General features: G+C 58.1%; 22 protein-coding genes. 12 read left to right on the top strand and 10 right to left on the bottom strand.

Features of this window, described 5'->3' with window-relative positions:
- Nucleotides 1-38 precede the first annotated feature (38 nt).
- From DSL70_RS04775 to DSL70_RS04765, 3 genes are all read right to left on the bottom strand, one after another.
- A complete protein-coding gene (locus tag DSL70_RS04775) occupies nucleotides 39-305 on the bottom strand; it encodes a hypothetical protein (protein ID WP_119306777.1) in 267 nt (88 codons plus the stop codon).
- A gap of 313 nt (nucleotides 306-618) precedes the next feature.
- Nucleotides 619-2,112: a sigma-54-dependent Fis family transcriptional regulator gene (locus DSL70_RS04770; protein WP_119306776.1), complete on the bottom strand. Its 1,494-nt coding sequence runs from the start codon at nucleotides 2,110-2,112 to the stop codon at nucleotides 619-621.
- Nucleotides 2,113-2,584: 472 nt separating this feature from the next.
- Entirely contained in the window at nucleotides 2,585-2,782 is a 198-nt protein-coding gene (locus tag DSL70_RS04765; protein ID WP_119306775.1) for a heavy-metal-associated domain-containing protein, read from the bottom strand.
- Between the two features lie 121 nt (nucleotides 2,783-2,903).
- Between DSL70_RS04765 and DSL70_RS04760 the strand changes: the two genes are divergently transcribed.
- On the top strand, nucleotides 2,904-3,740 hold the full coding sequence (locus tag DSL70_RS04760; protein ID WP_162916359.1) for a patatin-like phospholipase family protein: 837 nt from the start codon (nucleotides 2,904-2,906) through the stop codon (nucleotides 3,738-3,740).
- Nucleotides 3,741-3,900: 160 nt separating this feature from the next.
- Nucleotides 3,901-4,587 (top strand): hypothetical protein, encoded by a 687-nt coding sequence (locus DSL70_RS04755; protein ID WP_119306773.1) that lies wholly within the window; start codon nucleotides 3,901-3,903, stop codon nucleotides 4,585-4,587.
- A 144-nt stretch (nucleotides 4,588-4,731) separates the two neighbouring features.
- On the opposite strand, the gene DSL70_RS04750 is transcribed toward DSL70_RS04755, so the two are convergent.
- Nucleotides 4,732-5,379 carry a DUF6101 family protein gene (locus DSL70_RS04750; RefSeq protein ID WP_119306772.1) on the bottom strand — a complete coding sequence of 216 codons (648 nt, stop codon included), beginning with the start codon at nucleotides 5,377-5,379 and terminating at the stop codon, nucleotides 4,732-4,734.
- Between the two features lie 287 nt (nucleotides 5,380-5,666).
- Between DSL70_RS04750 and DSL70_RS04745 the strand changes: the two genes are divergently transcribed.
- The 5 genes from DSL70_RS04745 to lpxK all read left to right on the top strand — a co-directional run bounded on the left by DSL70_RS04745 (nucleotide 5,667) and on the right by lpxK (nucleotide 11,588).
- Nucleotides 5,667-7,037, top strand: a complete 1,371-nt coding sequence (locus DSL70_RS04745; protein WP_119306771.1) for a TldD/PmbA family protein — start codon at nucleotides 5,667-5,669, stop codon at nucleotides 7,035-7,037.
- Nucleotides 7,024-7,866: a 3'(2'),5'-bisphosphate nucleotidase CysQ gene (locus DSL70_RS04740; RefSeq protein ID WP_119306770.1), complete on the top strand. Its 843-nt coding sequence runs from the start codon at nucleotides 7,024-7,026 to the stop codon at nucleotides 7,864-7,866. The genes DSL70_RS04745 and DSL70_RS04740 overlap by 14 nt, the downstream gene beginning before the upstream one ends.
- 300 nt (nucleotides 7,867-8,166) lie before the next feature.
- Nucleotides 8,167-8,871, top strand: coding sequence for a lysophospholipid acyltransferase family protein (locus DSL70_RS04735; protein ID WP_245418095.1), 705 nt, complete (start codon nucleotides 8,167-8,169; stop codon nucleotides 8,869-8,871).
- A gap of 411 nt (nucleotides 8,872-9,282) precedes the next feature.
- Nucleotides 9,283-10,545 (top strand): 3-deoxy-D-manno-octulosonic acid transferase, encoded by a 1,263-nt coding sequence (locus DSL70_RS04730; protein WP_245418094.1) that lies wholly within the window; start codon nucleotides 9,283-9,285, stop codon nucleotides 10,543-10,545.
- Between the two features lie 23 nt (nucleotides 10,546-10,568).
- Complete coding sequence (lpxK, locus tag DSL70_RS04725; protein WP_119306768.1) at nucleotides 10,569-11,588, top strand: tetraacyldisaccharide 4'-kinase; 1,020 nt, start codon at nucleotides 10,569-10,571, stop codon at nucleotides 11,586-11,588.
- A gap of 40 nt (nucleotides 11,589-11,628) precedes the next feature.
- Here the strand turns inward: lpxK and DSL70_RS04720 are convergent, their stop codons facing one another.
- The 4 genes from DSL70_RS04720 to DSL70_RS04705 form a co-directional block, all read right to left on the bottom strand.
- Nucleotides 11,629-11,847, bottom strand: a complete 219-nt coding sequence (locus tag DSL70_RS04720) for a DUF2093 domain-containing protein (RefSeq protein ID WP_119306767.1) — start codon at nucleotides 11,845-11,847, stop codon at nucleotides 11,629-11,631.
- Between the two features lie 144 nt (nucleotides 11,848-11,991).
- Nucleotides 11,992-13,479, bottom strand: a complete 1,488-nt coding sequence (locus tag DSL70_RS04715) for an MATE family efflux transporter (RefSeq protein ID WP_119306766.1) — start codon at nucleotides 13,477-13,479, stop codon at nucleotides 11,992-11,994.
- Between the two features lie 278 nt (nucleotides 13,480-13,757).
- Nucleotides 13,758-15,611: a DEAD/DEAH box helicase gene (locus DSL70_RS04710; protein WP_119306765.1), complete on the bottom strand. Its 1,854-nt coding sequence runs from the start codon at nucleotides 15,609-15,611 to the stop codon at nucleotides 13,758-13,760.
- Between the two features lie 337 nt (nucleotides 15,612-15,948).
- Nucleotides 15,949-16,257: a DnaJ family domain-containing protein gene (locus DSL70_RS04705; RefSeq protein WP_162916358.1), complete on the bottom strand. Its 309-nt coding sequence runs from the start codon at nucleotides 16,255-16,257 to the stop codon at nucleotides 15,949-15,951.
- A gap of 224 nt (nucleotides 16,258-16,481) precedes the next feature.
- Between DSL70_RS04705 and DSL70_RS04700 the strand changes: the two genes are divergently transcribed.
- Nucleotides 16,482-18,164 carry a methyl-accepting chemotaxis protein gene (locus DSL70_RS04700; RefSeq protein ID WP_119306763.1) on the top strand — a complete coding sequence of 561 codons (1,683 nt, stop codon included), beginning with the start codon at nucleotides 16,482-16,484 and terminating at the stop codon, nucleotides 18,162-18,164.
- A 146-nt stretch (nucleotides 18,165-18,310) separates the two neighbouring features.
- On the opposite strand, the gene tldD is transcribed toward DSL70_RS04700, so the two are convergent.
- Nucleotides 18,311-19,810 carry a metalloprotease TldD gene (gene tldD, locus DSL70_RS04695; RefSeq protein ID WP_119306762.1) on the bottom strand — a complete coding sequence of 500 codons (1,500 nt, stop codon included), beginning with the start codon at nucleotides 19,808-19,810 and terminating at the stop codon, nucleotides 18,311-18,313.
- Nucleotides 19,811-20,127: 317 nt separating this feature from the next.
- On the opposite strand from tldD, the gene DSL70_RS04690 reads away from it, so the two are divergent.
- Entirely contained in the window at nucleotides 20,128-20,577 is a 450-nt protein-coding gene (locus tag DSL70_RS04690; protein WP_119306761.1) for an EF-hand domain-containing protein, read from the top strand.
- A gap of 123 nt (nucleotides 20,578-20,700) precedes the next feature.
- On the opposite strand, the gene DSL70_RS04685 is transcribed toward DSL70_RS04690, so the two are convergent.
- Nucleotides 20,701-22,320, bottom strand: coding sequence for a methyl-accepting chemotaxis protein (locus tag DSL70_RS04685; RefSeq protein ID WP_280955340.1), 1,620 nt, complete (start codon nucleotides 22,318-22,320; stop codon nucleotides 20,701-20,703).
- Between the two features lie 553 nt (nucleotides 22,321-22,873).
- Between DSL70_RS04685 and mutY the strand changes: the two genes are divergently transcribed.
- The 3 genes from mutY (at nucleotide 22,874) to DSL70_RS04670 (ending at nucleotide 24,819) form a co-directional block, all read left to right on the top strand.
- Nucleotides 22,874-23,914: an A/G-specific adenine glycosylase gene (mutY, locus tag DSL70_RS04680; RefSeq protein WP_425359337.1), complete on the top strand. Its 1,041-nt coding sequence runs from the start codon at nucleotides 22,874-22,876 to the stop codon at nucleotides 23,912-23,914.
- Nucleotides 23,911-24,390 carry a GNAT family N-acetyltransferase gene (locus tag DSL70_RS04675; RefSeq protein WP_119306758.1) on the top strand — a complete coding sequence of 160 codons (480 nt, stop codon included), beginning with the start codon at nucleotides 23,911-23,913 and terminating at the stop codon, nucleotides 24,388-24,390. The genes mutY and DSL70_RS04675 overlap by 4 nt, the downstream gene beginning before the upstream one ends.
- 78 nt (nucleotides 24,391-24,468) lie before the next feature.
- Nucleotides 24,469-24,819 carry an antibiotic biosynthesis monooxygenase family protein gene (locus DSL70_RS04670; protein WP_119306757.1) on the top strand — a complete coding sequence of 117 codons (351 nt, stop codon included), beginning with the start codon at nucleotides 24,469-24,471 and terminating at the stop codon, nucleotides 24,817-24,819.
- Nucleotides 24,820-24,979: the final 160 nt, after the last annotated feature.

Below are 24,979 nucleotides of genomic sequence, written 5' to 3'. Positions count from 1 at the left end.
CGGGCTCGGCGCTCTTGGGGAAGGGGACGGCTGCTCGATCAGCGATAGATGGCGATGCCGATGCCGTTGCGGCGAGCCTGATCAACAATCTCGGCAAGCGCAGGATCCTGCACATCGGGGCCAGCCCGAAGCACGCGGGAAACGGTAATGAAATTATATCCCGCCTTGATCAACACCTGCTTGGCGGTTTCCCGCGCAAAACCGGCGTGTTCACTGTCGATGGCGACAATGAAGTTGCGGCGCTGCGGTTGCGTTTGCGGCGGTTTGGGGGCTTCGCTGGCCCTACCCTGAACACAGAAAATCATGCACTTGTCTCTCTCGTACCCGATAGCTCCGACTCTTAAAGACGTTGGGGTCATCTGTCGAGATGTTATCGCCTTTTATGAAACAGAAGACGGGGATGACGCCGGATGAAGAGCCAATCAGGCTGCAAATCTGGCCGAAACGGAACAGAAAAACTTGGCAATCGCTCGTCATGCCCACGCCTGCACGGCGGATGAGCGCAATCGGGAAGGGGCCGCAGCAGGCGGCTGGCTGTGAATCATTTCGCCCGTGATTGCTTGCCCGCTGACGGAATCAGCAAGGCACATGGCTTGATGGCGGGGCGGGATCAGGACGTCAGGCGGGCTCCTTCTGGGCCCAGCTCATGCGTTTGCGATAGATTGTCGAGGGGCTGATTTCCAGCGCGGCTGCGGCGCGGGAGATATTGCCGTCAAAATGGCTGAGAGCCCCTTCGATGATCTGCTTTTCCTGTTGCCAGAATGGCTGAATCGCATCGGACATCGCCGCGCCCATCTGGCGCAGGTCGCTGATGGCGCGGTTGAGGTCGCGCTCGAAGCTGTCGTCCGAATGCAACAGGTCTGGCAGATGATCCGGCTCAACCACCGTGCCGTCATACATCACGGTCAGGCGGCGAATGGCGTTTTGCAGCTGGCGCACGTTGCCCGGCCAGCGATAGGCTTCCAGCATGCGCTCGGCTTCCGTGCTGAAGATGCGGAAGCTCTTGCCTTCCTCATGGGCATATTGATTGAGGAAGCTCTTGGCCAGCGGCACGATATCGCCGGAGCGGTCGCGCAGCGGTGGCAGATGGATCGGCAGCACATGCATGCGATAGAACAGGTCTTCACGGAACCGGCCGGCCCGCACTTCCTCAAGCGGATCGCGATTGGTGGCGGCGATGAAGCGGATGTTGAGAGAAATTTCCTGACTGCCACCAACCCGGCGCAGGCTGCCGGTCTGGATGAGGCGCAGCAGCTTGGCCTGCAGATCGAGCGGCATTTCGCCAATCTCATCAAGGAAAAGCGTGCCGCCGTCGGCCAACTCTGCCGCACCCTTGCGGTCGTCATTGGCCCCGGTGAACGCGCCACGCATGTGGCCGAAAACTTCCGATTCCATCAGATCTGCTGGAATGGCACTGCAGTTGATGGCAATGAACGGGCCGGAACTGCGCGACGAACGGGCATGCAATGCCTGGGCGCAGACTTCCTTGCCGGTGCCCGATTCCCCGGTGATGAATACGGGGGCCTTTGAACCGGCGATCCGCATGATCTGGTCATAGACCCCGTGCATGGCCGGGGACTTGCCAATGAAGCCCTCGAAATCGCGCATGATCTCGAAATCGGATGACTGGTCCTGCGCACGGGACGCGCCCATGCCATCGGGTGTCGAGGCGGCTGTGGGGCGGGAAGAGAGGACGATATCGCTGCGTGGGGCAGGGCGGTGATGGGCGATCATTTCACTCATCCGGCTGCTCAGCACGTCGGCCGATACTGGCCGGGCGATGAAATCATGGGCACCAGCCTGCATCGAGGCAACCGCGCGGGACACCGAGCCATTTCCGCTCAGGGCCAGAAGCAGCATGTTGGGGTGGCGGCTGGCAAGACGGGACAGGACCTTCAGTTCTTCCTCATCTTCAAACGTGATGAGGGCGCAAGCCGGCTCCATGAGGAAACTGGCCGGGGCTTTGTCGTCAAACATCTGAATGTCGCATGGCTGCTTGAGCTTGTCTTCAAGCAACCCCGTCAATTGATCGTTGATCATGCGGCGAAATGCTGGATCAGAACTAACGACTGCGATGCGGACGGAATTGAGATCCGCAGGTCCTGATGACATGATTTGAACACCCCTACTGAATTGTCTTCGGCAACCATGTTGCGCAAACAGAGTAAACAAAGTCTTTTCATTTGGGCACGGGAGGGGATTTAACGGGTCTTTTTGCCGCATTCTGCAAAAAAAAGGCAAAATTATGGTGTGCAAACCCTTGCCGACGAGCGGGGAGCCAGCCTACGGGCACGTTTTTAAACAGGGTCAGATAAAAATGTTCCGGAAGTTTCCCGCGTGAGTGGCGGCAAAATCTGGGCTCGGGGCAAGAAAGGGCTGCAATGATGTAGGCGTGCCCGTGTTATGATTGAAGCTATGCCTGTGTTGTGATTGGGCTATGCCCGTGTCATGACTGGGGCACAAACCCTGAGGGGATGGAATGGCCGGGCATTTCGGAAAGGTCCAGCCGTTCTTGAGGGGGATCGCATGGACAGACGTCCGGGAGCGTCCCGTCGCCTGTGATGCGTCTGGTGGCGGGGCGTTGTTACGCCAGAGCTGCCGGGAAACCGGCTTCTTCGATGGCTGAGCGAATGGCTTCAGGATCGGCTCCGGACTCCACGGTGACCGCGCCTGTTTCGAGGCTGGCGTCGACTTCGGCAGAGGCATCGACGCTCTTGACGGCTTCTGTGACAGATTTGACGCAGCCGCCGCAGGACATTTCCTGTACGTTCAGTTTGATCATGACAAGGGTCTCTGTTGTTTGATCTGTTAAAGTTGAATAGGAAAAATATATTTATTGCCTGCGCGGCATGCAATGGCCTTGCCATCACAAATGGCATGCAAAAAACCAAAGAGGCGGACGGATGAGCGAGAAGACGGTAGCGGTGGCCTTCGGTGGCGGTGGCGCACGCGGCATTTCCCATATCTGGGTCATGGAAGCTCTGGACGAACTCGGCGTTACACCGGTGGCCCTGTCCGGCACATCCATTGGAGCCCTTGCGGCGACCTGCTATGCCTCGGGGATGAGCGGCAAGGATTTGCATGATTATATGCTGGCGCTGTTCAGCAATACCGGCGAAGTGCTGTCCCGCTTCTGGAAACACAGGCCCAAAAGTCTCTCGCAAATGTTCACCTTGCAGAACCCGATGGCCAGCTGGACACAGCTCGATCCCCACTGGATTGTCGAAACCTTCCTGCCGCACGAAATCAAGGCGGATTTCAGTGAGCTGAAGATTCCTGTCAGTCTCAGCGCGACTGACTATTTCTCCGGTGAGGAAGTCATTTTCGACAAGGGGGCTGTTGGCCAGGCACTGGCCGCGTCCATCGCCATCCCCGCCCTGTTCCGCCCCATCGAGATCGACAGTCGGCTGTTAATCGATGGCGGCTGCGTCAATCCCATGCCGGTGGACCATGTACGCAAGAAGGCCGATATCGTCATCGCTGTTGATGTTGTCGGCCTTCCGCAAAGGCCTGCGGACAACAGGATCGGGTCGTTTGAAATGGGCTTTGGCGCAACGCAGGTGCTGATGCAGACGATCCAGCGCGAAAAGATGCGTCACGACAAGCCCGATCTGCTGGTGCGCCCGCGCGTCGATGCATTCCGTCCGCTCGACTTTCTCAAGGCAGCCGACATTCTGGCGGCAAGCAAACGCACCAAGGACGAGGTGAAGACCAGTCTGGGGCGCCTGTTGGACCGTTGATGGCCCCTTTTATCTCTTCCGGCTCTCTGGCTGCTTTTCCGGGCTCTCAGGGGATTTCCCGTGTCAAAGGCGGCGTCTTCGCCCTATGTTGAGTTTGCCAGGTGATAATACCTATGTTTTATTACTGGTAATCTGAACCTTGTCCTGACTGAGGCTTCATATGCCCTTGACACCGCTGCTTCCGACCTTTTGCGTCGGGGCCTTTCTGGCTGTTCTTATTCCGTTGGAAGCGATGACTGCCGTCGCTCCCGGCGACGAGCGCACCAAAGCGGCAGAAAAGAACAGCGTCAAGATCCGTAGTCTTGATCAGGAGGCTGTGCGGGCTCTGAAACAGGGAAATGGCGCGAATTTTGCCGATGCTGCCGAACTGAACGGTGTTCCGGGACCAGCTAGTCTTCTGGAACTGAAGGACAGGATTCCGCTCGATGCGGAGCAGGTCAAGGAGTTGCAGGCCGTTGATGAGCGCACAACCGAAGAGGCGCAAAAGGAAGGGCGGAGCTATCTGGCTCAGGAAGCCAAGCTTGAGAAAGAGTTTCGCTCTGGCAATATCAATGATGGCCTGCTGCAGACGGCGCTTGGATATATCGAGGAATCCCGGCGCAAACTCCGCTATATTCATCTGTCCGCCCACTTGCAGACCTTGACCATTCTGAGGCCGGACCAGATAGACCGCTACAACGAGCTGCGCTCGCGGACGCAGAGCGCGGCAGGCCCTTGCTCTTCATTGCCCGGGCAGAGCGCCAGCGCGATGCCTGCAACGCTCACGCGACTGACAATGCAGCCGCAAAAGGTTGCCTACACCATCGACACCGCCGCCGTGGCGCCTTTGCAAATGGCCTGCAACTGATCTTTTCCTGAGAGATTGGCTGAACAACCCGCATCCGTGTGTCGACGCGGATGGAAAGCCGTACCACTGACATGTGCCAAACGAAAAGAGGGCCATGCGGCCCTCCATTGAAATCTGTTTCCCACTTTTGCGGTTCGGTTGCGCCTAGTTGCGGGCGATGATCTCGCGCCCTTCAAAGCGCGGCAGGGAACCGGCCACACCGACCTTGCGGCGGGTCAGGAAACGGGGGCGACGGATCGCGAATTGAGCATGGGGGCGGCGCGCCATCTGCGGTCCCTTGACGAGATCGGACAGAGGGCCATCCTGATCCGACGCGACTTCATAGTCGCCTGCGCCGAGTGGCTTGTGCAACATGGCCAGATTGTAGCGTTTGGACCAGCTCTGCCAGTCGACGGCTGCATCCTCAAGATCCGTGCTGACCATCAATGGCAGGGTCAGGTTGGGGTCTTCATGAACCAGTTCAAGGATGCAGATCAGCGGATTGCCTTCGCGCTTGCCGACGATGAAGCGGGCACCGATGCCCTTGTAATAGGACAGTGGAACGCGGACGATGAGTGGCAGCCCGCAGTTGAGGTTGCATTCCACCAGAACCTGATTGGCCTTGATCTGCGCGATGCCGGGCACATGGGCTCCAAACAGGGCTGTTTCGCTGAAACCGCTCAATTTGGCCGCCTTGGTGCGGATCTCGCCGGATTGGAAGTATTTGGCCAGATTGTGTGGGTCGATGCGTGCGGCCCCTACAGCCTGGTAGGAAATGGCTTCCGTGTATTTCTGATTTTCTTGACGCCTCACGTGCCTTCTCCTTCGAGCCCCATTCAGGGTGCTTCTTTTGAATAGGCTCAGGCTACCAGAGAGGCTTCATTATTTGCTTAATTAGCAGGGTTAAAAAAACGTGATATTATATAGGGTTAGTGAAATATTACCGGGGGTGAATCTTCACCTTTTGGCAACCAGTTTCCCCCAGATTGTGGCAAGGGCTTGTATGCCTTTTTACTTGCTCAAGCCGCTGCAAGTCCCTAAGACATAGAGAAAGCGATATTTTTTTGCGCTCCACCAGCTCAAGCAGAAGACAATAGTTCATGTCAGACCTTCTCGATCAATCCGTCATAGAGGAAAGAGCCCACCATCTGGTCAAGGCGGCCATGAAGGCCGGAGCCGATTCCGCCGACGCCGTTGCCGCCCGGGCGATCTCCAGCTCCGTTGGACTGCGCGATGGCGCTTTGGAAGAAAATGAGCATTCCGAAAATGACTCCATGGCGCTTCGGGTGTTCATCGATGGGTGCAAGGCATCGATTTCGACCAATACCACCGATGATATGGATATCCTGACCAAGCTGGCGGAACGAGCGGTGGCCATGGCGCATATGTCTCCGCCGGATCCCTTTGCCCGCCTTGCGGCGCGCAGCGATCTGATGGAGCCATCTCTGGTCGAGGCGCGCATCAAGGCTCTCGACCCTGCCGACATGAACATTCCCACCTCGGAAGATTTGACCCGCATGGTGGAAGAGGCTGAAGAAGCGGCCATGGCTGTCAATGGGGTAACCAAATCTGGGGGCGCTGCCGCCGGGCATTTCCTCGGTGGCGCGGTGCTGGCAACCTCGCACGGGTTCGTTGGCTCCTATATGTCTTCGCGCATTTCCTTTTCCGTGACAGCGATTGCCGGTTCGGGCACCACCATGGAACGCGACTATTCCTTCTCGGCGGCGGTGCACCGGGACGACCTGCGCGAGCCGAGCCTTGTCGGGCGTCGGGCAGGGGAGCGGGCCGTCGAACGGCTCAATCCTGCCAAGATTGAGACCGGCACCTATGACATTCTGTTCGAGCCGCGTGTGGCAACAACACTGGTCGGTCATTTCGCCTCCGCCATCAATGGGGCTGCCATCGCGCGCCACACATCCTTCCTCAACGGCAAACTGGGGCGGCGCATATTTCCCGCTGGTGTCTTTATTAATGATGACCCGACGCTGCGGCGCGGTCTGGGCTCGCGGCCATTCGACGGCGAAGGGGTTGATTGTCAGCCGTTGGCGCTGGTGGAAGACGGCTATCTCAACCAGTGGGTTCTGGACAGCGCAACCGCTGCCGAGCTGGGGCTGAAGACCAATGGCCGTGCCTCGCGCTCGGGCGCCAACCCCTATCCCTCGACAACCAACCTGCGACTGGAAGCTGGATCCCACACCAAGGAACAGCTGATTTCCGGCATCAAGGACGGGGTTTATGTCACCGACCTGATCGGCCATGGGGTCAACGGCGTGACGGGCGACTATTCCCGCGGCGCTTCCGGCATTCGCATCAAGGATGGCAAGCTGGCTGAAGCCGTTTCCGAAATCACGATCGCCGGTAACCTGATCGACATGTTTGCACGGGTGATCACGGCCGATGACCTTTCCTTTGAGCATGCCGTCAACGCACCGTCCATTCTGATCGAGGGAATGACCGTTGCCGGACGATAAGACTTTTGAGCCTTCTGCTGGTTTCAAACATGCCTATAAGGAAGACAAGCTGCTGCTGGAAGCTGCCGCCTACCAGGCCGGCGAGCTGGCTTTGCGCTACTTCAACCGCGATCCTCAGGTCTGGACCAAGAAGAACGCAAGCCCGGTGACAGAAGCGGACCTGGCCGTCGACGCCTTTCTCAAGGAACGACTGCTGGACGCTCGTCCCGATTATGGCTGGCTGTCCGAGGAGAGCGAGGACAATCCCGACCGCCTCGACAAGCAGCGCGTTTTCGTCATCGACCCAATCGATGGCACCCACGCCTTCATTGACGGGGGTACCGAGTGGACCATTTCTCTTGCCGTGGTGGAGAACAACCGCCCCGTCGCCGCTGTGCTCTATGCGCCGGTGCGTGGCGAAATGTATTGCGCTTCCCGCTTCGGTGGCACCGAGCTTAACAATGTGCCGGTCGTCTGCCCGCGGCTCGCCAGTCTGGAAGGCGCACGGGTGGCCGGACCGCGCCCGGCCATCGCACGGGGGCCCTTGGCGCGTGCAGGCGTGCAGAACGCAGGCTACATCCGTTCGCTTGCCTATCGCATCGTGATGGTCACCACCGGCGCCCTTGATCTGGCGCTGGCGCGCGGCTATTCCAATGACTGGGATCTGGCTGCTGCTGACCTCATTGTTGAAGAGGCCAACGGCGTATTGCGGGACAAGAAGAACATGGTCCTCAAATACAACATGCCCAATGTCCACCATGATTGCCTGTTTGCCTCCTGCAAGGAGCTGAGCCGGCTTGTTGCCCCGATGATGCCGGCGCTGCAGTTCCCGCAAAGGCGTCAGGACTGAGCCATCGTTTGCAAGGCTTCTTCTGATCGGCTCTTTAAACCTGCGCGGTGCCTTTTCAACTTGTCAAAAGCCGTCCGCATTCCTGTCTTCTCCGCCCAGCAAAAGGCCTACTTTTCCCTCTTGCTTGTGGATTGCCAAGGCCGCAGTTTTGCGCGACAACTGATATCGCCCATCCTTTTCCGCCGGGGCAGTCTCGGCCCTTCCATTTGCTGAAAAATAGCACTATATGGAGAGCGCAAAGGACGGAGCTGGCTGACTTGTACGAGCAGGATTTCTCTTCGTCAGGTCAGATCGGAGAAAATGCAGACTGTGCGAGAGTTGAAGAAAGTTTTTCGCTCCAAATTTGTTTTGACGTTGGGTGGACGGCTCATCGCTCTCTGGCTGCGTCTGGTGCACGCCACCACGCGGATGGTCAACGATCCTGCCGAAGGTTACGCCCGCGTCGAAGGGCACTATCCGGCAATTGTGACTCTCTGGCATGGACAGCATTTCATGGTGCCGCTGGTGAAGCGCAAACAGGATCCCTTCAAGGCTCTGGTTTCGCGCTCCGGCGATGGCCACCTGAACAGCGTGGCAGCTCAGGCTCTGGGCGTGGGCGTGGTGCGCGGCTCCGGCGGGCGCAATCGCTCCAAGACCCTGACCAAGGGCGGCATTTCGGCCCTGAAGAATCTCATCACCTGCCTGCGTGATGGCGTCGGTGTGGTGATGACCGCCAATGTGCCAAAGACAGGGGCTCGGGAATGCGGGCTGGGTGTTGTAACGCTGGCCAAGCTCAGTGGGCGGCCGATCATTCCTGCCGCCTATGCCTCCTCCCGGCGCATTGATCTCGACACCTGGGACAAGGCGTCGATCAATCTGCCTTTCGGCCGGGCCGCCTTCATCATCGGCGACCCGATCTATGTGAACCGCGAGGCTGACGACGAAGAACTGGAACTGATGCGCCAGAAGGTGGAAGCGGCTCTCAACGAGGCCACCCGCAAGGCCTATGCTGCATTGGAGCGCTGATCGGAGCAAGGCACTTGCCGCGACAGACCGGGCCTGTTATTGGGCTTGTTCCCTGTTGTCGCCCGGTGTCCTCATGCAACGGAACTTGACGACATATCGCGAGCCAGCAAGATCCGGGTCTTGCAAATTTGCCAAAACACTTGCATGGTGAGGCAACTTTGAGAATATTTGACAAGAGCGACCAAAATTACCCGTGGTGGTGGTTTGGTTGTGCTGTGTTGCGCACCTGAAAGAGAGAACAACGGGAGACCATTCCGGATATCCGGGGTGAATGTTGAATATGTCTCCGCTGCCATCTTTTGGACCATAAGTTTAGGCCATAGTGAGGAAAAACGGAACGGAAGGTTGATGGACTGGTCAGGACGATTCGCACTTTCCGCCTATCGCATGGCGGGATACGCAGCGAGCCCCTTGGCTCCTCTGCTAGTGGGATTGCGCGCGCGCAAGGGCAAGGAAGTGCCCGCCCGCCGCAAGGAGCGCTATGGAAAAACGACCCTTTCTCGTCCGTCCGGCCCCCTCATCTGGGTGCATGCCGCCTCGGTGGGTGAAACCAATGCTGTGTTGCCGCTGATCACCCAGATCACCGAAACCGGCACGCAGGTTTTGCTGACAACGGTCACTGTTACCTCTGCCCAGATTGCCCAGAAGCATCTGCCGAAAGGGGCGATCCATCAGTTCGTGCCGTTCGATATTGCCCCCTTTGTCAACCGTTTTCTCGATACCTGGCAGCCGGACATGGCACTGTTTGTCGAGTCCGAGATCTGGCCCTATACCCTGTCCGAGCTCAACAATCGCGACATTCCTATGATCGTCGTCAATGGCCGCATGTCTGAGCGGTCCTTCCGGCGCTGGTCTCGCTTCCCGTCCGTCTTCCGGCAGATGTTCGGCAATGTGCCGCTGTGTCTGGCGCAGACCGATGAGGACCGCGAGCGCTATGCCAATCTTGGTGTGACGCAGGTTGAGGTAACGGGCAATCTGAAATTCGATGTTCCGCCGCCTCAGGCCGACGAGGAACAGCTACAGCGCCTCCGGGCCGCCATCGGGTCTCGCCCGGTCTGGGTTGCTGCCAGTACCCATCCGGGAGAGGAACGCCTTCTGGCGCAGGCCCACAGCCGCATGGCGGTGCGCATTCCCCATCTGCTGACCATCATCGTGCCGCGTCATCCGGAGCGTAGCGAGGAGATCGTGCGGGAAATGATCGGTATCGTGCCGCGCGTGCAGCGTCGCTCCGAGGAACCGGATCTTTTCCCCAAGACTGACATCTACATCGCCGATACGATTGGCGAACTGGGGCTCTTCTATCGCCTGTCGCGCATCGCCTTTGTCGGTGGCTCGCTGGTCAATCATGGCGGGCAGAATCCGATCGAGCCAGCGCGGCTGGGCTGCACCATCCTGCATGGTCCGAGCGTCAGCAACTTCGCCAACATCTATGACGCCCTCGATCAGACTGGCGGCGCCCAGTGCCTCAACAACGAGCGGGAGCTGATCCAGACTCTCGCAAGGCTCATTGCCTCGCCTGCGGAAATTGATCGCCGCATCGAACTGGCGCGTCGCGCCATGCGGCCCTTCTCCGGTGCCCTTGACAAGACGATGATGGCACTCAATCCTTTCCTTGAACCCCTCAAGATCAACGCTGAGCTGAACCGCTTCAACAGCGACGATCCTTCGATCTAGGGCACCCACAAGGAGAGACGGACATGAAGGCTCCCGGCTTTTGGACTGAGCGCACCACGCTGGCCTGGCTGCTGTATCCGCTTGGTCTTCTCTACGGCAGCATCTCTCTGTCCCGTTTCAACAAGAAGCCTCGCTACAAGGCCCACATGCCAGTGATCTGCATCGGCAATCTGGTGTTGGGGGGAGCAGGCAAGACCCCGACAGCTCTGGCGCTCGGGCGGGCTGCGGTCGGGCTCAATCTGTCGCCGGTCTTTCTCACGCGTGGTTTCAAGGGCAGCGAGCCGGGGCCGCTTGTGGTCGATCCCTCCCGTCACACCATTGCCGAGGTGGGGGACGAGGCGCTGCTGCTGGCGCGGGTGGCGACAACCATCGTGTCGCGAGATCGCGTCAAAGGGGCCAGGCTTGCCGAACAGATCTCTGCCGAAAGGGAGGGCGGTGTCATCATCATGGATGACGGCTTCCAGAATCCTTATCTGCACAAGGATTTCAATCTGGTGGTGGTTGATTCCCGTCAGAGTCTGGGCAATGGCTTTGTCTTTCCAGCCGGTCCCCTCCGCGCCCCGCTCAATCCGCAGGTGCGTCGCGCCGACCAGTTTCTGGTTGTCGGCGAGGGCGGTCATGCGCCGCAGCTGCGCCAGCTGTTGGCACGCCTTGGCAAGCCCAGCAGTCATGCCTCTCTGCGTCCGGGCAAGTGCAGTCTCCTGGGTGGCACAAGGGTCTTTGCCTTCTGCGGCATCGGCCATCCGGACAAATTCTATCTGACGCTGGAGGAGCTGGAGCTGGAGATCGTCGATTATCAGGATTTTGACGACCACCACGCTTTCACGGAAGCTGAGGCAGAGGCGATGCTGGCCCGGGCCGAGGCTCAGGATCTCGATATCGTCACCACCTCAAAGGATCATGTCCGTCTTCAGGCTCTGGGGGAGGCTGGGGCGCGGCTGGCCCGCAAGGCCCATGTCATTGAGGTCGAAATGAAGTTCGACGACATGAGCTTCCCGCGGCGGGTCATAGAGCAGGCCCAGCGCAAATTCTCGCGCCGCTGATCGTGTCGCTGCGGCGCTTCAGTCTTCAGATCTGTGCCGATTACGCCTTTTGAGCGGCGGCCTTCTCTGCCTTGTAGGATGCTTCACAATCCACATAGGCTTCCTGCCGGTCCACCGACCAGTATTTCAGGTCATCAAGCGGGATCGGGCGACCGGTAACCGCACAGGTGACATAGGATCCGGCGTGAACGATCTGCAGATCGCCATCCATGTATCGTACCACGGCTTCCTTGCCGGAATTGGGTAGAGTGATCATCATCCTTATACGTCCTTGTAGAAATTGTGCCTTGCCCTGTTCTAACGCCCATTTCGGGCCATGGCCAGCCTCGTCATGCCGGTTGTTCGCATTTTCTGCCGTCCCGTCAGAAAGCGGGAAGGCTGTGCCCATCCTGCCGCCGCAGTGCTACATGTTGCCCTTGGCCGAAGAGAAGGGTGACAGGGCCCGCCGATACCAGATTTCGGTCGGCTCACCGGAGCCGCTTCCCGGTCCACCCTGCTTGCGGTTGATGACACGGAAGCAGCTCAGAATAGCCATCAGGCCGAACAGAACAGCACCCACTGCCTGACCCAGAATGGCCCCTTCAGCGCCAGCCAGATAGGTCCCCAGCATCACGGTTGGCACGGTGCCCAGCGTCGAACGGCCCCAGTTGAAGGCGGTGGAATAGGCCGGATAGCCCAGATTGTTGAAGGCGGCGTTGGACACGAACAGAAAGCCCATGAAGATGCCGCTTGGGGCGATCCATGTGCAGAAGAAACGGACAAAATCTGCCGCCCCGCCTGTGGCGCCAAAGGCCTGGACTATCAGATCCTGCGCGAGAAACAGGATGAGCCAGACGACTGCCGAATAGCCAAGGATGAAATACATGCTGTCCCGCAGCGTCATGCGCACGCGATCATAGAGGCCAGCGCCGAGGTTCTGCCCGAAGATCGGCCCGACCGAGCCAGAAAGGGCGAACAGCGCGGTCCACGCCAGAGGCTGGATGCGCCCGACAATCGCCCAGCCCGCCACGGCATCATCGCCAAAATCGGCAATCGCCATGGTGACATAGGCATTGCCAACCGGGGTGGCGATATTGGTGAGGATGGCAGGAATGGCAATCGGGAACAGCACCCGCCATTGCGCCAGCAGATCGGCGAGCCCGGCAGGGCGGCTGATGAGGCTCTTTGTCTGCATCGTGCCCCGGATGCCGACAGCGATCATCACGAAGCGGGACAGGATGGAGGCAATGGCCGCCCCCTCAATGCCAAGCCCGAACCCGAAAATGAAAATCGGGTCAAGCACCGCCGAAGCAAAGCCACCAGCCAGCGTCACATACATCGAGCCCTTGGCGTCGCCATTGGCACGCATGATGCCTGCCAGCATCATCGACAGACCAAGGAACGGCATCGACGGGATGACGATGGACAGGAAACTTGTCGCGATGGTGTGGGTGTTGCCGCGCGCGCCGATGAAGGTCAGCAGCTCTGGGATGAAACTGAAGATCACGCTCGCCATGACGATCATCATCAGGAAAACGGCAATGAGCGTGCTACCCGCCCGACGCTTGGCGAGGTCATGTCGTTCTTCCCCCACCGCACGAGCGATAATTGCAGAGCCGCCGATCATCATGCCAATGCTGAGAGCATTGTTGAAGAACATGATGGTTGCCGAATAGCCGATGGCGGCGGCAAGCTCGGCCTGCCCAAGCAGCGAGATATAAAAAAGGTTGGCCAGATCGACCGCAAACACCGCGATCATGCCCACGGCCCCGGTCGCTGTCATTGTCACCACATGGCGGAAAATCGAGCCGGTGACAAATTTCGCCCGTCGCTGTGGCTTGTCGCCTGAAGGATCTGTCGGACTGGTCGCGGGGGCGGGTGTCGAAGTCGGCTGCGTGAGCTTTTCGTTCATGCAAAATCCTGTCAAGTGGCAGCCGTCAAGGGCAGAGGCTAGGAAATCTGAGGGCGCATCGCGTCAGGATGCACGTCCGGGCGTGAGACAACTAGATAGGCAATGTTGCAGGGAAATGAAAGGGGGCGGGCATAATTGACCTTTGCGGGTCTGTTTTGCGGCTGTCTTTGCAGACATTGCAGGCCCCTGAAACAAGTCAGCCCGGGCAAAACCCGGGCTGCTGCAATTCTGTCATTCGGCATGAGTTCCCACGCAAGGCGAAGGAAGCCGCAAGCACTCTAGTCGTTGAGCGGATGATAGTTCGATTTTCCGCCCTTGCCGCCTTTGCTTCTGTAAGGCTTCTTGTCGCGGCGGAAGCCGTCGTCTCCGCGGTCCCGGCGGAAGCCATCATCCCTGCTGCGGCCTTCCGGGCGCGCATCACGGCGACGCGAACGTGGACCCGGACCATCGCCGGACCGTGGGCCCTTGCCCTGCGGCTTGCCACGACCACCCTGACCACCACGACCGCCGCCCAGAAGCTGTTCCGGACGTTCGCCGATCTTGGTAATCCGAAGGCTCTTTTCACCGGTGCCTTCTGTCTCCATCACATCCTGGAACCGGTCTGCAACATCCGGAGCCAGTTCGAACACGGTTTCACTCTCGAGAATGCGGATGAAGCCGACTTTCTTCTTGTTGAAGCCGCCAACCCGACAGATGAGCGGCAACAGCCAGCGTGGTTCGGCGCGATGCTTGCGACCGGCATTGACACGGAACCAGACGCCATCTTCAAAGTCGTTGCGTTCGCGCTCACGCTCGCCCTTGCGGCCGTCGTCCTGATAGCTGAGTTCGATCAGTTCTTCCGGTGCAGGGTAGTTTGCCTGCTGGGTACCGAGAAACGCATGAGCGATCTGCTCGGCACCATAGGTGGCCAGCAGGTTCTGGGCCAGAGCCAGGTCGTCCCCTTCCGGCGCAGTCTTCAGCAGCGGATGGTTGAAAATGCGGGCCTGATCCTGCTTGAGAATGTCGTCGATGGAAGGAACTGCCTCCCATTGAACGCGGACATTGGCGAATTTCAACAGACGGTGGACCAGATTGCGCTTGTTCTGCGGCACGATGATCGCACAGTTGCCCTTGCGGCCAGCGCGGCCAGTACGGCCCGAGCGGTGCAGCAGGGTTTCGGAGTTGTTGGGCAGATCCGCATGGATCACCAGATCAAGGTTCGGCAGGTCGATGCCGCGGGCAGCAACGTCGGTTGCCACGCAGACCCGCGCCCGACCGTCCCGCATGGACTGCAGCGCAAGGGTACGTTCGCTCTGGCTCAGCTCGCCGGACAGGGCCACAACGGCAAAGCCGCGGTTGGACAGGCGCGATGACAGGTGGCGCACCATCTCACGGGTCGAGCAAAAGATCATCGCGCTCGGGGATTCATGGAAGCGCAGCACGTTGATGACGGCCTTTTCCTTGTCCTTTGGCGAAACAAGATGGGCATGATAGTCGATGTCGGCATGCTGGTGACGCTGCTCAGCGGTGGTGATCCGCAGGGCATCGCGCTGATAGGTCTTGGCCAGTTCTTCGATCGGCTTCGGAACCGTCGCGGAAAACAGGAATGTCTGCCGTTCTTCCGAAGCGTTGGACAGAATGAACTCCAGATCATCGCGGAAGCCCAGATCAAGCATCTCGTCCGCTTCGTCCAGCACGGAAACCTGGAGCTGGCTCAGATCGAGAGACCCGCGTTCGATATGGTCGCGCAGGCGGCCTGGCGTACCGACCAGAATATGGCAGCCGTTGGACAGGTCGCGGCGCTCGCGGCGGATATCCATGCCACCAACGCAGGACGCAATGTGGGCGCCGCAGTCGGCATAGAGCCATTCGAGTTCGGCCTTGACCTGCATGGCCAGTTCGCGGGTCGGGGCAATGACCAGCGCCAGCGGCTCGGAAGCGCGCGGCAGCTTGCCGCCAGCGTCCAGCAGGCTTTCTGCCATGCCAAGGCCGAAGGCAACGGTCTTGCCCGAACCCGTCTGGGCGGACACAAGCAGGTCGCGTCCCTTGACGTCGGCTTCGATGACGGCTTGCTGTACGGATGTGAGGTGATCATAGCCGCGTTTGGTCAATGCGGAGGCAAGCGCGGGATGCACGCTTTCAAAAGTAGTCATGTGAGGCTTTCCAGGAAATCCTTGCCAGCAGAGCTCTGGCCTTCGTCAATTGTTTCCCGCGTCTTGAAGCCTTTTCCCCTCGCAGCTTTCTTTGCTCAGAGGCAAGCTGCACCATCGGCCAACCATGTCACGGGGTGAGGCCTCCTTGTAGAGGACGATTTTGTAAAATGCAATCGTTCCTTGGCCCGATTGACGCAATTGGGCAAAAAGATTGTCACAAAGCACTCGGCAGGGAGGGGCAGGGCTGTGACAGAGAGGTGGGCGGGCCTCTGGACCGGGATAAGTGGCCGTGAAGGATATGCTCTGCCGGGTTTGCGTAGAAAATGAATCGTGTCGCCTAGAAGCCCCGTTCCTTCTCAATCGCCATTTTTGTCCGCATATCGGCAATCTGTTGCTCAAGCGCCCTGTGCCGGATGGGGTCTTTTACCTGATCGAGCCGTTTGAGAAGCATTTGCAGTTGCCTGTTGAGGGTAACAAAGGCTGGCTCCCCACCCTGTTCCCTGACCACGCGGGCCAGCAGGTCCTCTGACGAAAGATCTAGATCGGGCAGTGGTTTTCCCGCATTGGGCAGGTTGGAAAGGTCGCCGTTGTCGAGCGCTTCCTGAATGCGCTGTTCGATCAAATGATCAAGAGGATGCTTTGTCATCGTAGGATTTGCCTTGGTAAATGCCTGAATCGAAAACGAAAAGGGAACGCAAATTAGCCGGACCATAGCAAGTGGTATGCTGTGAGACAAAAGGTCTCTACTCATTGGAACCAATCTAATGCTTTTGGGTAATAAGTTTCCCGCAAGTTTACCTTTCTATAACCGTAAACAGCAAACAATCGGCGAAAACCAGCATACCAACAAAAGTGCACAGGAGCCAAACCTTGTCCAAGATCTTTCATAGCATCTCGAGCCGACTCTACGCGCTCGTTGCTTTCTTTGTCCTATCCTTCATGCTCATGCTCGGCTACCAGCTTTTTACCCTCGACGGCAACCTCAATAGCTTCAAGCGCCACGAAATCCAGAGCGTCGTTGACGCTGCCTACAACGTGACCGATACCTTCTACCAGAAGGCCCAGAGTGGTGAGCTTTCCACGGAAGAGGCTCAGCTTCGAGCCAGAACCGCCTTGCGTGGTCTGCGCTATCAGGAGAAGGACTATGTCTTCGTCTATGATGGAACTGGTGTGAATATTGTCCATCCTGCCAAGCCTGAACACGAGAACACCAACATGATGCAGTCTCGGGATGGCAAGGGCAAGTATCATGTCAGGGAGTTCATCGAGAAGGCAACGCAGAATGGCAATGCCTATGTCGGCTATGTCTATCAGGACCCGAGCGGGCAGTATTTCGACAAGCTCTCCTATGTGAAACACTTCAGGGCCTGGAACTGGATTCTCGGGTCCGGCGTGCTGCTCACCGATGTGCAGGACACATTCTGGAAAGCGGCCCGCAACTCCGGCATGATCGCGCTGGTGCTTGTGATGGTTGCGGGCAGCTTCGGCTTCTTTCTTGCCCGCAATATTGCCAAGCCCATTTCGTTGCTCAATCAGGATATTCTGGCCATTGCCGACAACCAGCTTGACGCCGATATCTCCGGTCAGGACCGCAATGACGAAATCGGTGCCATGAGCCGCGCTGTCGAGAAATTCCGCATTGGCGCCATCGAACGCCGCCGACTGGCCGAACTGGAAAAGCAGAATGATGCCGAGCGTATCGAACGGGCAGAGCGGACGTCTGAGCTGATCAGACTTTTCCGGGAGAGCGTTGGCCGGAATCTTGATGTGGTCGCAACCCAGGTCGGTGAAATGGATCATGCTGCCAACAATCTCGAAGACATCGCCCGCCAGACCGAGGGCAGCTCCACGCAGGCGTCCGCCTCCAGCCATGATGCATCGGCCAATGTGCGCTCGGTTGCCTCTGCTGCCGAAGAGCTCACCGCCTCGATCAACGAAATCATGCAGCAGGCGGTGCGCAGCAAGGAAGTGGTCGCCGTTGCAACCGAAGACACCAAGATCTCCAACGGCAAGGTCGCCGAACTGGACGAAGCCTCACGCAAGATCGGTGAGGTGGTCAGCCTTATTCAGGCCATCGCCGAGCAGACCAACCTTCTGGCGCTCAACGCCACCATAGAGGCTGCGCGGGCCGGAGAAGCGGGCAAGGGGTTTGCCGTCGTTGCCGCAGAAGTCAAGGAACTGGCAAATCAGACATCAAAGGCAACCGAGGAAATCAGCGGCCTGATCAACGCCATTCAGGCTTCAAGTGGAGAGACGGTCGAATCGATCGCCAAGATTGCCCGGGTCATGGAAGAGGTCGACGGGTACACCTCCGCGATTGCCACCGCAGTCGAGCAGCAGGGCGCAGCCACGGGCGAAATCGCCTCGAATGTGCAGCAGGCAGCCGACAGCACCCATTCCGCCTCGCAGAATATGCATTCGGTTTCCGAGAAAGCCGCCCAGACCACGGAATCCGCTCAGATGGTCAAGAATGCCACCAACGAGCTGAACTCAAGTGCCGTCTCGCTGAAAAGGAATATCGAGCAATTCCTTGCCGATGTCTCTGCGGCCTGAGTTGAGATAACCGGCTTTGAGCGCCTCGTCATCAGGGGCGTCTTGAAGACCTTGAACGAAAAAAGGAGGGCGGCCCACAGGACCACGGGCCATCCTCCTTTTTCAATTGGTGCTTTTCATCCCGTTTGCAGGTGGCAAAGACGGGATCAGGTGCGCGTGCCGCCCACCGTAATGCCGTCGATCCGGAGGGTCGGCTGTCCGACGCCCACCGGTACGCCCTGACCCTGTTTGCCACAGGTGCCAACGCCGGTGTCCAGCTCCATGTCGTTGCCGATCATCGAAATGCGTTTCATCGCTTCCGGACCATTGCCAATCAGGGTCGCGCCCTTGACCGGAGCACCCACCTTGCCGTCTTCGATGACATAGGCTTCGGTGCAGGAGAAAACGAACTTGCCTGAGGTGATGTCGACCTGACCGCCGCCGAAGTTGACCGCATAGATGCCGTTCTTGACGGATTTCAGGATTTCCTCGGGATCATGTTCACCCGCTTCCATGATGGTGTTGGTCATGCGGGGCATCGGCAGATGGGCGTAGGATTGACGCCGTCCATTGCCGGTGGAGCTGGTCCCCATCAGGCGGGCGTTCTGTCTGTCCTGCATGTAGCCGACCAGAATGCCATCCTCGATCAGTGTGGTACGCTGGGACGGAGTGCCCTCGTCGTCGATGTTGAGCGAGCCGCGCTTGCCACGAATGGTGCCGTCGTCAACAACCGTCACCCCCTTGGCTGCGACCTGCTTGCCCATCAACTCGGAAAAGGCCGAACTCTTGCGCCGGTTAAAATCGCCTTCAAGGCCATGGCCGACCGCTTCATGCAACAGCACGCCCGGCCAACCCGGACCAAGCACCACATCAAGCTCGCCCGCCGGGGCCGCGATGGCTTCCAGATTGACCAGTGCCTGACGGATGGCTTCATCGGCTGCATTCTGCCAGCCGCCTTCCAGCCCGTTGTCCTGCAGGAAAAATTCATAACTGTTGCGGCCGCCAAAACCGTGGCTGCCCGCTTCCATGCGATCCCCTTCGCCCACGACCACGGACACGTTGAGACGAACGAGCGGACGCACATCCTCGAACCACTGGCCGTTGGGCCGCAGGATACCGACGCGGCGCCAGTTGCCAACCAGTGAGGCCGACACCTGCCGGACACGGGGATCCTTGTCGCGTGCATAGGCGTCGATTTCTTCCAGCAGGGCGATCTTCATGCCAAGGGTCAGGTCATCGACGGGGTTGAACCCACGATAGATCTGGTGGTTGGCCCGCGGTGGCGCCATGTCCCAGACGCCTTCATAACCTTGTGCCACGCCGCGAACGGAGTCGGCTGCGCGCCGGATGGCGGCCATATTGAGCTCGCCGGAATGGGCGTAGCCCGCCATTTCGCCAGCAACGGCTCTGAGGCCAAAGCCCTGACCGGTATCAAATGCCGAGCTTTTCAGGCGGCCATTGTCAAACACCAGACTTTCCGACTGGGTCTGTTCAAAGAACAACTCGCCATCGTCGGCTCCATGCACCGTATCGGCAAGCAGTTGCCGCAGTTCATCCTTGTCCAGACCATAACTCTCAAGCAAATCATTGCCTTCGCCCTTGATGAGACTGGAAGCAGGCGAGAGCGCCTGAAAGGCGGCTGGCAACGAAGAAGAGAGAGAATGCATGGTGGACCCGCGGAATGATTGCAATTGTGTGACTATGTTCACTCTAGACATAAGGCGCTTGCCGCCCAATATCCAGTTAAAGAATTAAACAATAAAAACGACTTCGCTTAAAGTCCTGTGAATCCCGAAAATTCTCTCCCCGGTATCTATGACCTTTGAGACCACCTGAGATGAGGTGTGCCGATGGTCCGCACGAAGATTTATGTCTGATTTTTTAAGAATGTTGCGTAATGTAAAAATTAAACTTCGGGTTAACCATATTTTCCTAAAATCATTAACCATGATGATGGCCGCGGAGACACGAAGGGAGTGTAGCCATGATTAGTGGTGCGTCGGGCTACATGCCCATTTTCCGGATCAGCAATCAGACGGCCGTTGACATGATGGTTGACAAATACGATCTCGACAAGAGCGGCGACCTTGATGTCGACGAAGCACAGAATGTGCCCATCCTGAGCCGCAAGAACTTCGAATCCGCTGACAGCTTTGGTGATGGGAAGCTGACCAAGTCGGAGTTCATGTCCTATCTCAACCAGATGAAACTGGAAGTCGGGCAGGGCAGCACGATCAATCCGCTGGCGCTGGTTTTGGGTGGCGAGGGAATTAACGAGGATACCTTTACCGAGATCGTCTCGCAGCTGGAAAACAAGGAAAGCAAGCAGAATTTCATCAATTACATGCTGCACCTGACGGATGAATACGAGGCCGCGCTGAAGCTGCAGAATTCCGGTGAAGAGGACGGCAATTCGGTTGACCTGTCCGCCTGATTGTTCCTGAGGCGTGACAGTCCGCTCGCTCTTTCATAACATAAAAAGCCCCACCATCTGTTGCCGATGGAGGGGTTTTTCTTTTCGGTTCAGCCGCGAGCGGATTGTAGCGGAGCGGGCTGCTCAGGCGACCCTGGTTTCGCCCGTGGCATTTTGCTGCCTTATCCCTTCAAGGAAGGCGTCGACCTGCTCGGACAGGTTGGCGATCTGGGTCTCCAGATCGGTTGCGTGCCGGGACATGTCGGCGGCAGCGCGATCATTCTCGTGCGCCAAGCCGTTGAGAGCTTCTGCATTCTCGGTCACCTGATGACTGTTGCGCGCGGCATCGGAAATACTGCAACTGATTTCCTGCGAGGCGGCGCCCTGCTGTTCCACAGCTGAGGCGATGGTGCTGGAAATGCGGTTGAGTTCGCCGATCGTGCCGTCGACATGCTCGATGGCGACCACGGCCTCGGAAATCATCCTCTGGATCGTATTGATTTGGTCGGCGATCTCTTCGGTTGCCTTGCCGGTCTGGGATGCAAGATCCTTGACTTCTGCTGCCACAACCGCAAAGCCACGGCCTGCCTCGCCCGCTCTGGCGGCCTCGATGGTGGCATTGAGGGCCAGAAGGTTGGTTTGTTCGGCAATGTCCTTGATCAACCCGACAATCTGGCCGATTGCCTTGGAGGACTGGGACAGGGAGCCGATGACACCCGACGCCTTCTGCACTTCATCCACGGCGGTGCGCGAGAAGCGGTTGGTTTCGTCGATCTGGCAAGCAATCTCCGTGATCGAGGTGGTCATTTCCTCGGACGCTCCGGCGACGGTCTGCACATTGCTGCTGGAAGCAGACATGGCCTCGGAGATCGATTTGACACGATCACTATTCTCCCGCGACCGCTCGGCCAGTTGCTCGGTCTGCAGCCCGAAACCGGTGGCAGCATGGGCAACGGTCTTGATGATATGGCTGACGGCATTGTCGAACCGGTCGGCCATGTCCATCATCATGATGCGCTGCTGTTCCTCGCCCTTCTTCTTCTGGATCGCCTGTTCCTTTTCAAGCGCCAGCCGTTCTCTGGAGCCGTCCCGGAACACGATCAACGCCCGTCCCAGGTCCCCGATCTCATCGGTTCTGTGCGTGTTGGGAATATCAAGATCCAGATTGCCGTCAGCCAGCAGGCGGGTTGTTTGGACGGCCTTGCCCAGCGGGCGGGTGATGGAGAAGGCGGTAAGGACGGAACTGATGACGATCACGAGGGCAATGATGCCTGCAAACAGATAGAGCCGCTGCATGTTGGCGGCATAGATCGCATTGATATCATCGATATAAACGCCGGTGACCACCACCCAGCTCCATGGGGCAAACAGAGTGGCATAGGACATCTTCGGCGTGGCGTCTGTCTCGCCCGGTTTCGGCCAGACATAATTGAGACTACCGGCACCCTTTTCATTGGCGATCTTGATGAAGTTGCGCGTGGTGTAGACACCATTGATATCCTTGGTACCGGAGGTGTCCTTGCCCACGACATCGGCATTGAACGGATGCATGAGAATGCGACTGTCCATGCCGAGAATGAAGAAATAGTCGTCCGCGTTGTAGCGCATCATGGAAATGGCATCCATGGCGCGCTGCTTGGCTTCCGCTTCTGTCAGGACGCCTTTTTGCGCCTGTTGACTATAGCTTTCAGCTATAGCTACTGCGGATTGAACAAGGTGTGAGAGTTCCCGTTCCTTGTCTGCCATCAGATCGTCTTTTGTCATCATTCCCGATTGTATAGTCAAAGTGACGATACCTATAGCTGATAGCAATACTATCGAAAAGATCTTGAACTTTATCGAAGTTGCCCATTTTGGCAAAAAGGAGAGAGAATTGATTGACATGACTGGTCCCTGTTGAAAAGGTTTCTTCATGTTTTGCTTTGTTGAAGACTAACCTACTTGCGATTTTGTGAAAATTTTGGTCCGCACAAGTTAAAAAAATGTAATTGATTGTATTATTTGCGTAAGTAGGAGATTTTATTACCAATATTACATCTGAATGTAGTGGTTTATGTATAAGTTATCTTCCTTATTTATAGTAAAAATGAATATCAAATAAAGCTCTGGTTATGGCTGGGGCTGGGCTGGGGCTGGCATTGGCCATGCCCATCGCTCTCCATAGGGCAACGCTTGATTTGCCCGAGGAGAAATGGTCACACTAAGGGAAAATCCGATTCTCCATGGGTAGAACAAGACAGGTGACCCCAAAGTGAACGACAGCACCGCGCTCCAGCGTGCCTCCGGGACGGTAAATGCCCCGAAGGCCTCCGCTCTCTTGACCTGGTATGACAGGCATCACCGGACCTTGCCCTGGCGCACGTCCCCGGCCGATGCTGCGGTTGGTGTGCTGCCTGAGCCCTACCATGTCTGGCTCAGTGAGATCATGCTGCAGCAGACCACTGTCGGCGCTGTCAAAGACTATTTCACCGCCTTTCTGGCGCGCTGGCCAACGGTTGGCGATCTGGCGGCTGCCGATGAGGAGGACATCCTCAAGGCATGGGCCGGGCTCGGCTATTATTCCCGTGCCCGCAATCTGCACAAATGCGCCCGCACCATCGTTGCCGATCACGGCGGACGATTTCCCGAGAGTGCCGCAGCCCTCAAGGCGCTGCCGGGCATCGGCGACTATACCGCCGCGGCCATCGCCGCCATCGCCTTTGATGAACCGGTGGCGGTGGTCGATGGTAACATCGAGCGGATCATCGCGCGCCTTTACCGGATTGATGAACCTTTGCCTGCCGCCAAGAAGCCGATCAAAGAGAGGATGGCGCAGCTGACTCCTGCACACCGTCCGGGCGATTTCGCGCAGGCGATGATGGATCTGGGCGCCAGCCTGTGCAGCCCCAAGAGGCCCGCCTGTTCGCTCTGCCCCTTCAGTGGCGCCTGTGAAGCCGAGATGGTGGGCGATATGGAGCGCTATCCCGTCAAGGCGCCCAAGAAAGACAAACCGGTCCGACGTGGTGCGGCCTTCCTCATTCGCCGACCGGATGGCGCCCTGTGGCTTCAGAAGCGTCCGGACAAGGGACTGCTTGCCTCGATGACGGCAGTGCCGACCACGGACTGGTTCGACAAGAAGGAAGGCGAGCGCTTCGATCCGGAAACCGCGCGTGCCGCCGCCCCGGCAGGGTTGCCCTTTCACAAGAGACTGGGGCAGGTCACCCATACCTTTACCCACTTTCATCTTGAGCTCGATATCTATGAAACGACGTGTGAAGCGCAGGCGCCGCTTGCTCGGGGCTGGTGGTCGACACCGGACCAGATCAGGGGCGAGGCCCTGCCGACCGTCTTCCGCAAAGTGGTGGAGTTCACCCCATGACCTTGAATCCAATCAAGCACGCCCCCGGAGATGCCGCTCTTGGCGAGATTCTGGCGCTCATCCATGAGGCCTTTGCCTATATGGACGGGCGCATCGATCCGCCGAGTTCCATGCATCATCTGACCGTTGAAGACATCGCCCGCCAATGCGAAATTGGCGAAGTCTGGTCGATCGGTTCCCCGGTGAAGGCCTGTGTGTTCCTTACGGGCAAACCCGATTGTCTCTATCTGGGCAAGATGGCTGTATCGGCCGACGCCCGCGGCGATGGTTTGGGGCGGGCGCTGGTGAAAATTGCCGAGCAACGGGCCGAGGGCCTCGGTTATACGGCGCTGGAATTGCAGACCCGTATCGAACTCGTTGAAAACCATCGGATCTTTGCTGCGCTCGGCTTTGTCAAAACCCTTGAGACCGCTCACCCGGGCTATAACCGTCCGACATCCATCACGATGCGCAAGCCAGTTGGTCAGGCGCATTAGCATCTGGGCTTGTCTGTCTATGCCATCGGGCACCTGCCAAGAGCATGCGAAGCTTCACCCCAACCATGGAGCCACAAGATGACTGACCGTTTCGCCAAGACCCCGGAGCCACCTTATTACGCGGTGATCTTTTCCAACCGGCTCAAGCCGCAGCATGATGGCTATGAAGCCATGGGGGAGGCCATGGCCAGTCTTGCTCTGCAACAGCCCGGCTGCCTCGGAGCGGAAAGCACCCGCGACGGCGCACTCTTCGGCATCACGGTTTCCTACTGGCAGGACGAGCAGAGCATGATCGACTGGAAGCGCAATGCCGAGCATCTGATGGCACAGCAGCTCGGCATCGAGCGATGGTACGAGCATTACGAGTTGCGCGTTGCCCGCGTCGAACGGGCCTATTCCGGACCGGAGGGGCGCGGGGAAGGGCTTTAAGGCGGCATACGTCCCTTTGCTCTCCATTCGCTCTTTCATTTTTGGTTGATCTCTCAGCTACCCCCATTGCACTTGAAAATATTTCTGACTAAAGTCAGGTAAATTCGCGAAGCTCAGATGAAGCTCAGCTTATTAAGCGTCGCGAACAGGAAGAACAATG

The sequence above is a fragment of the Cohaesibacter haloalkalitolerans genome, assembly GCF_003574655.1.
Taxonomy (GTDB): Bacteria; Pseudomonadota; Alphaproteobacteria; order Rhizobiales; family Cohaesibacteraceae; genus Cohaesibacter; species Cohaesibacter haloalkalitolerans.
The sequence above is the reverse complement of the archived record's forward strand: the minus strand, read 5'-3'. Positions and strand labels throughout refer to the sequence as shown.

Excerpts from the sequence above, each read along its gene's own strand:
- DSL70_RS04775 (WP_119306777.1), bottom strand. The coding sequence starts at position 305 with ATGATTTTCTGTGTTCAGGGTAGGGCCAGCGAAGCCCCCAAACCGCCG.
- DSL70_RS04770 (WP_119306776.1), bottom strand. The coding sequence starts at position 2,112 with ATGTCATCAGGACCTGCGGATCTCAATTCCGTCCGCATCGCAGTCGTT.
- DSL70_RS04765 (WP_119306775.1), bottom strand. The coding sequence starts at position 2,782 with ATGATCAAACTGAACGTACAGGAAATGTCCTGCGGCGGCTGCGTCAAA.
- DSL70_RS04760 (WP_162916359.1), top strand. The coding sequence starts at position 2,904 with ATGAGCGAGAAGACGGTAGCGGTGGCCTTCGGTGGCGGTGGCGCACGC.
- DSL70_RS04755 (WP_119306773.1), top strand. The coding sequence starts at position 3,901 with ATGCCCTTGACACCGCTGCTTCCGACCTTTTGCGTCGGGGCCTTTCTG.
- DSL70_RS04745 (WP_119306771.1), top strand. The coding sequence starts at position 5,667 with ATGTCAGACCTTCTCGATCAATCCGTCATAGAGGAAAGAGCCCACCAT.
- DSL70_RS04735 (WP_245418095.1), top strand. The coding sequence starts at position 8,167 with ATGCAGACTGTGCGAGAGTTGAAGAAAGTTTTTCGCTCCAAATTTGTT.
- lpxK (WP_119306768.1), top strand. The coding sequence starts at position 10,569 with ATGAAGGCTCCCGGCTTTTGGACTGAGCGCACCACGCTGGCCTGGCTG.
- DSL70_RS04720 (WP_119306767.1), bottom strand. The coding sequence starts at position 11,847 with ATGATGATCACTCTACCCAATTCCGGCAAGGAAGCCGTGGTACGATAC.
- DSL70_RS04715 (WP_119306766.1), bottom strand. The coding sequence starts at position 13,479 with ATGAACGAAAAGCTCACGCAGCCGACTTCGACACCCGCCCCCGCGACC.
- DSL70_RS04710 (WP_119306765.1), bottom strand. The coding sequence starts at position 15,611 with ATGACTACTTTTGAAAGCGTGCATCCCGCGCTTGCCTCCGCATTGACC.
- DSL70_RS04705 (WP_162916358.1), bottom strand. The coding sequence starts at position 16,257 with ATGACAAAGCATCCTCTTGATCATTTGATCGAACAGCGCATTCAGGAA.
- tldD (WP_119306762.1), bottom strand. The coding sequence starts at position 19,810 with ATGCATTCTCTCTCTTCTTCGTTGCCAGCCGCCTTTCAGGCGCTCTCG.
- DSL70_RS04690 (WP_119306761.1), top strand. The coding sequence starts at position 20,128 with ATGATTAGTGGTGCGTCGGGCTACATGCCCATTTTCCGGATCAGCAAT.
- DSL70_RS04685 (WP_280955340.1), bottom strand. The coding sequence starts at position 22,320 with ATGACAAAAGACGATCTGATGGCAGACAAGGAACGGGAACTCTCACAC.
- DSL70_RS04675 (WP_119306758.1), top strand. The coding sequence starts at position 23,911 with ATGACCTTGAATCCAATCAAGCACGCCCCCGGAGATGCCGCTCTTGGC.
- DSL70_RS04670 (WP_119306757.1), top strand. The coding sequence starts at position 24,469 with ATGACTGACCGTTTCGCCAAGACCCCGGAGCCACCTTATTACGCGGTG.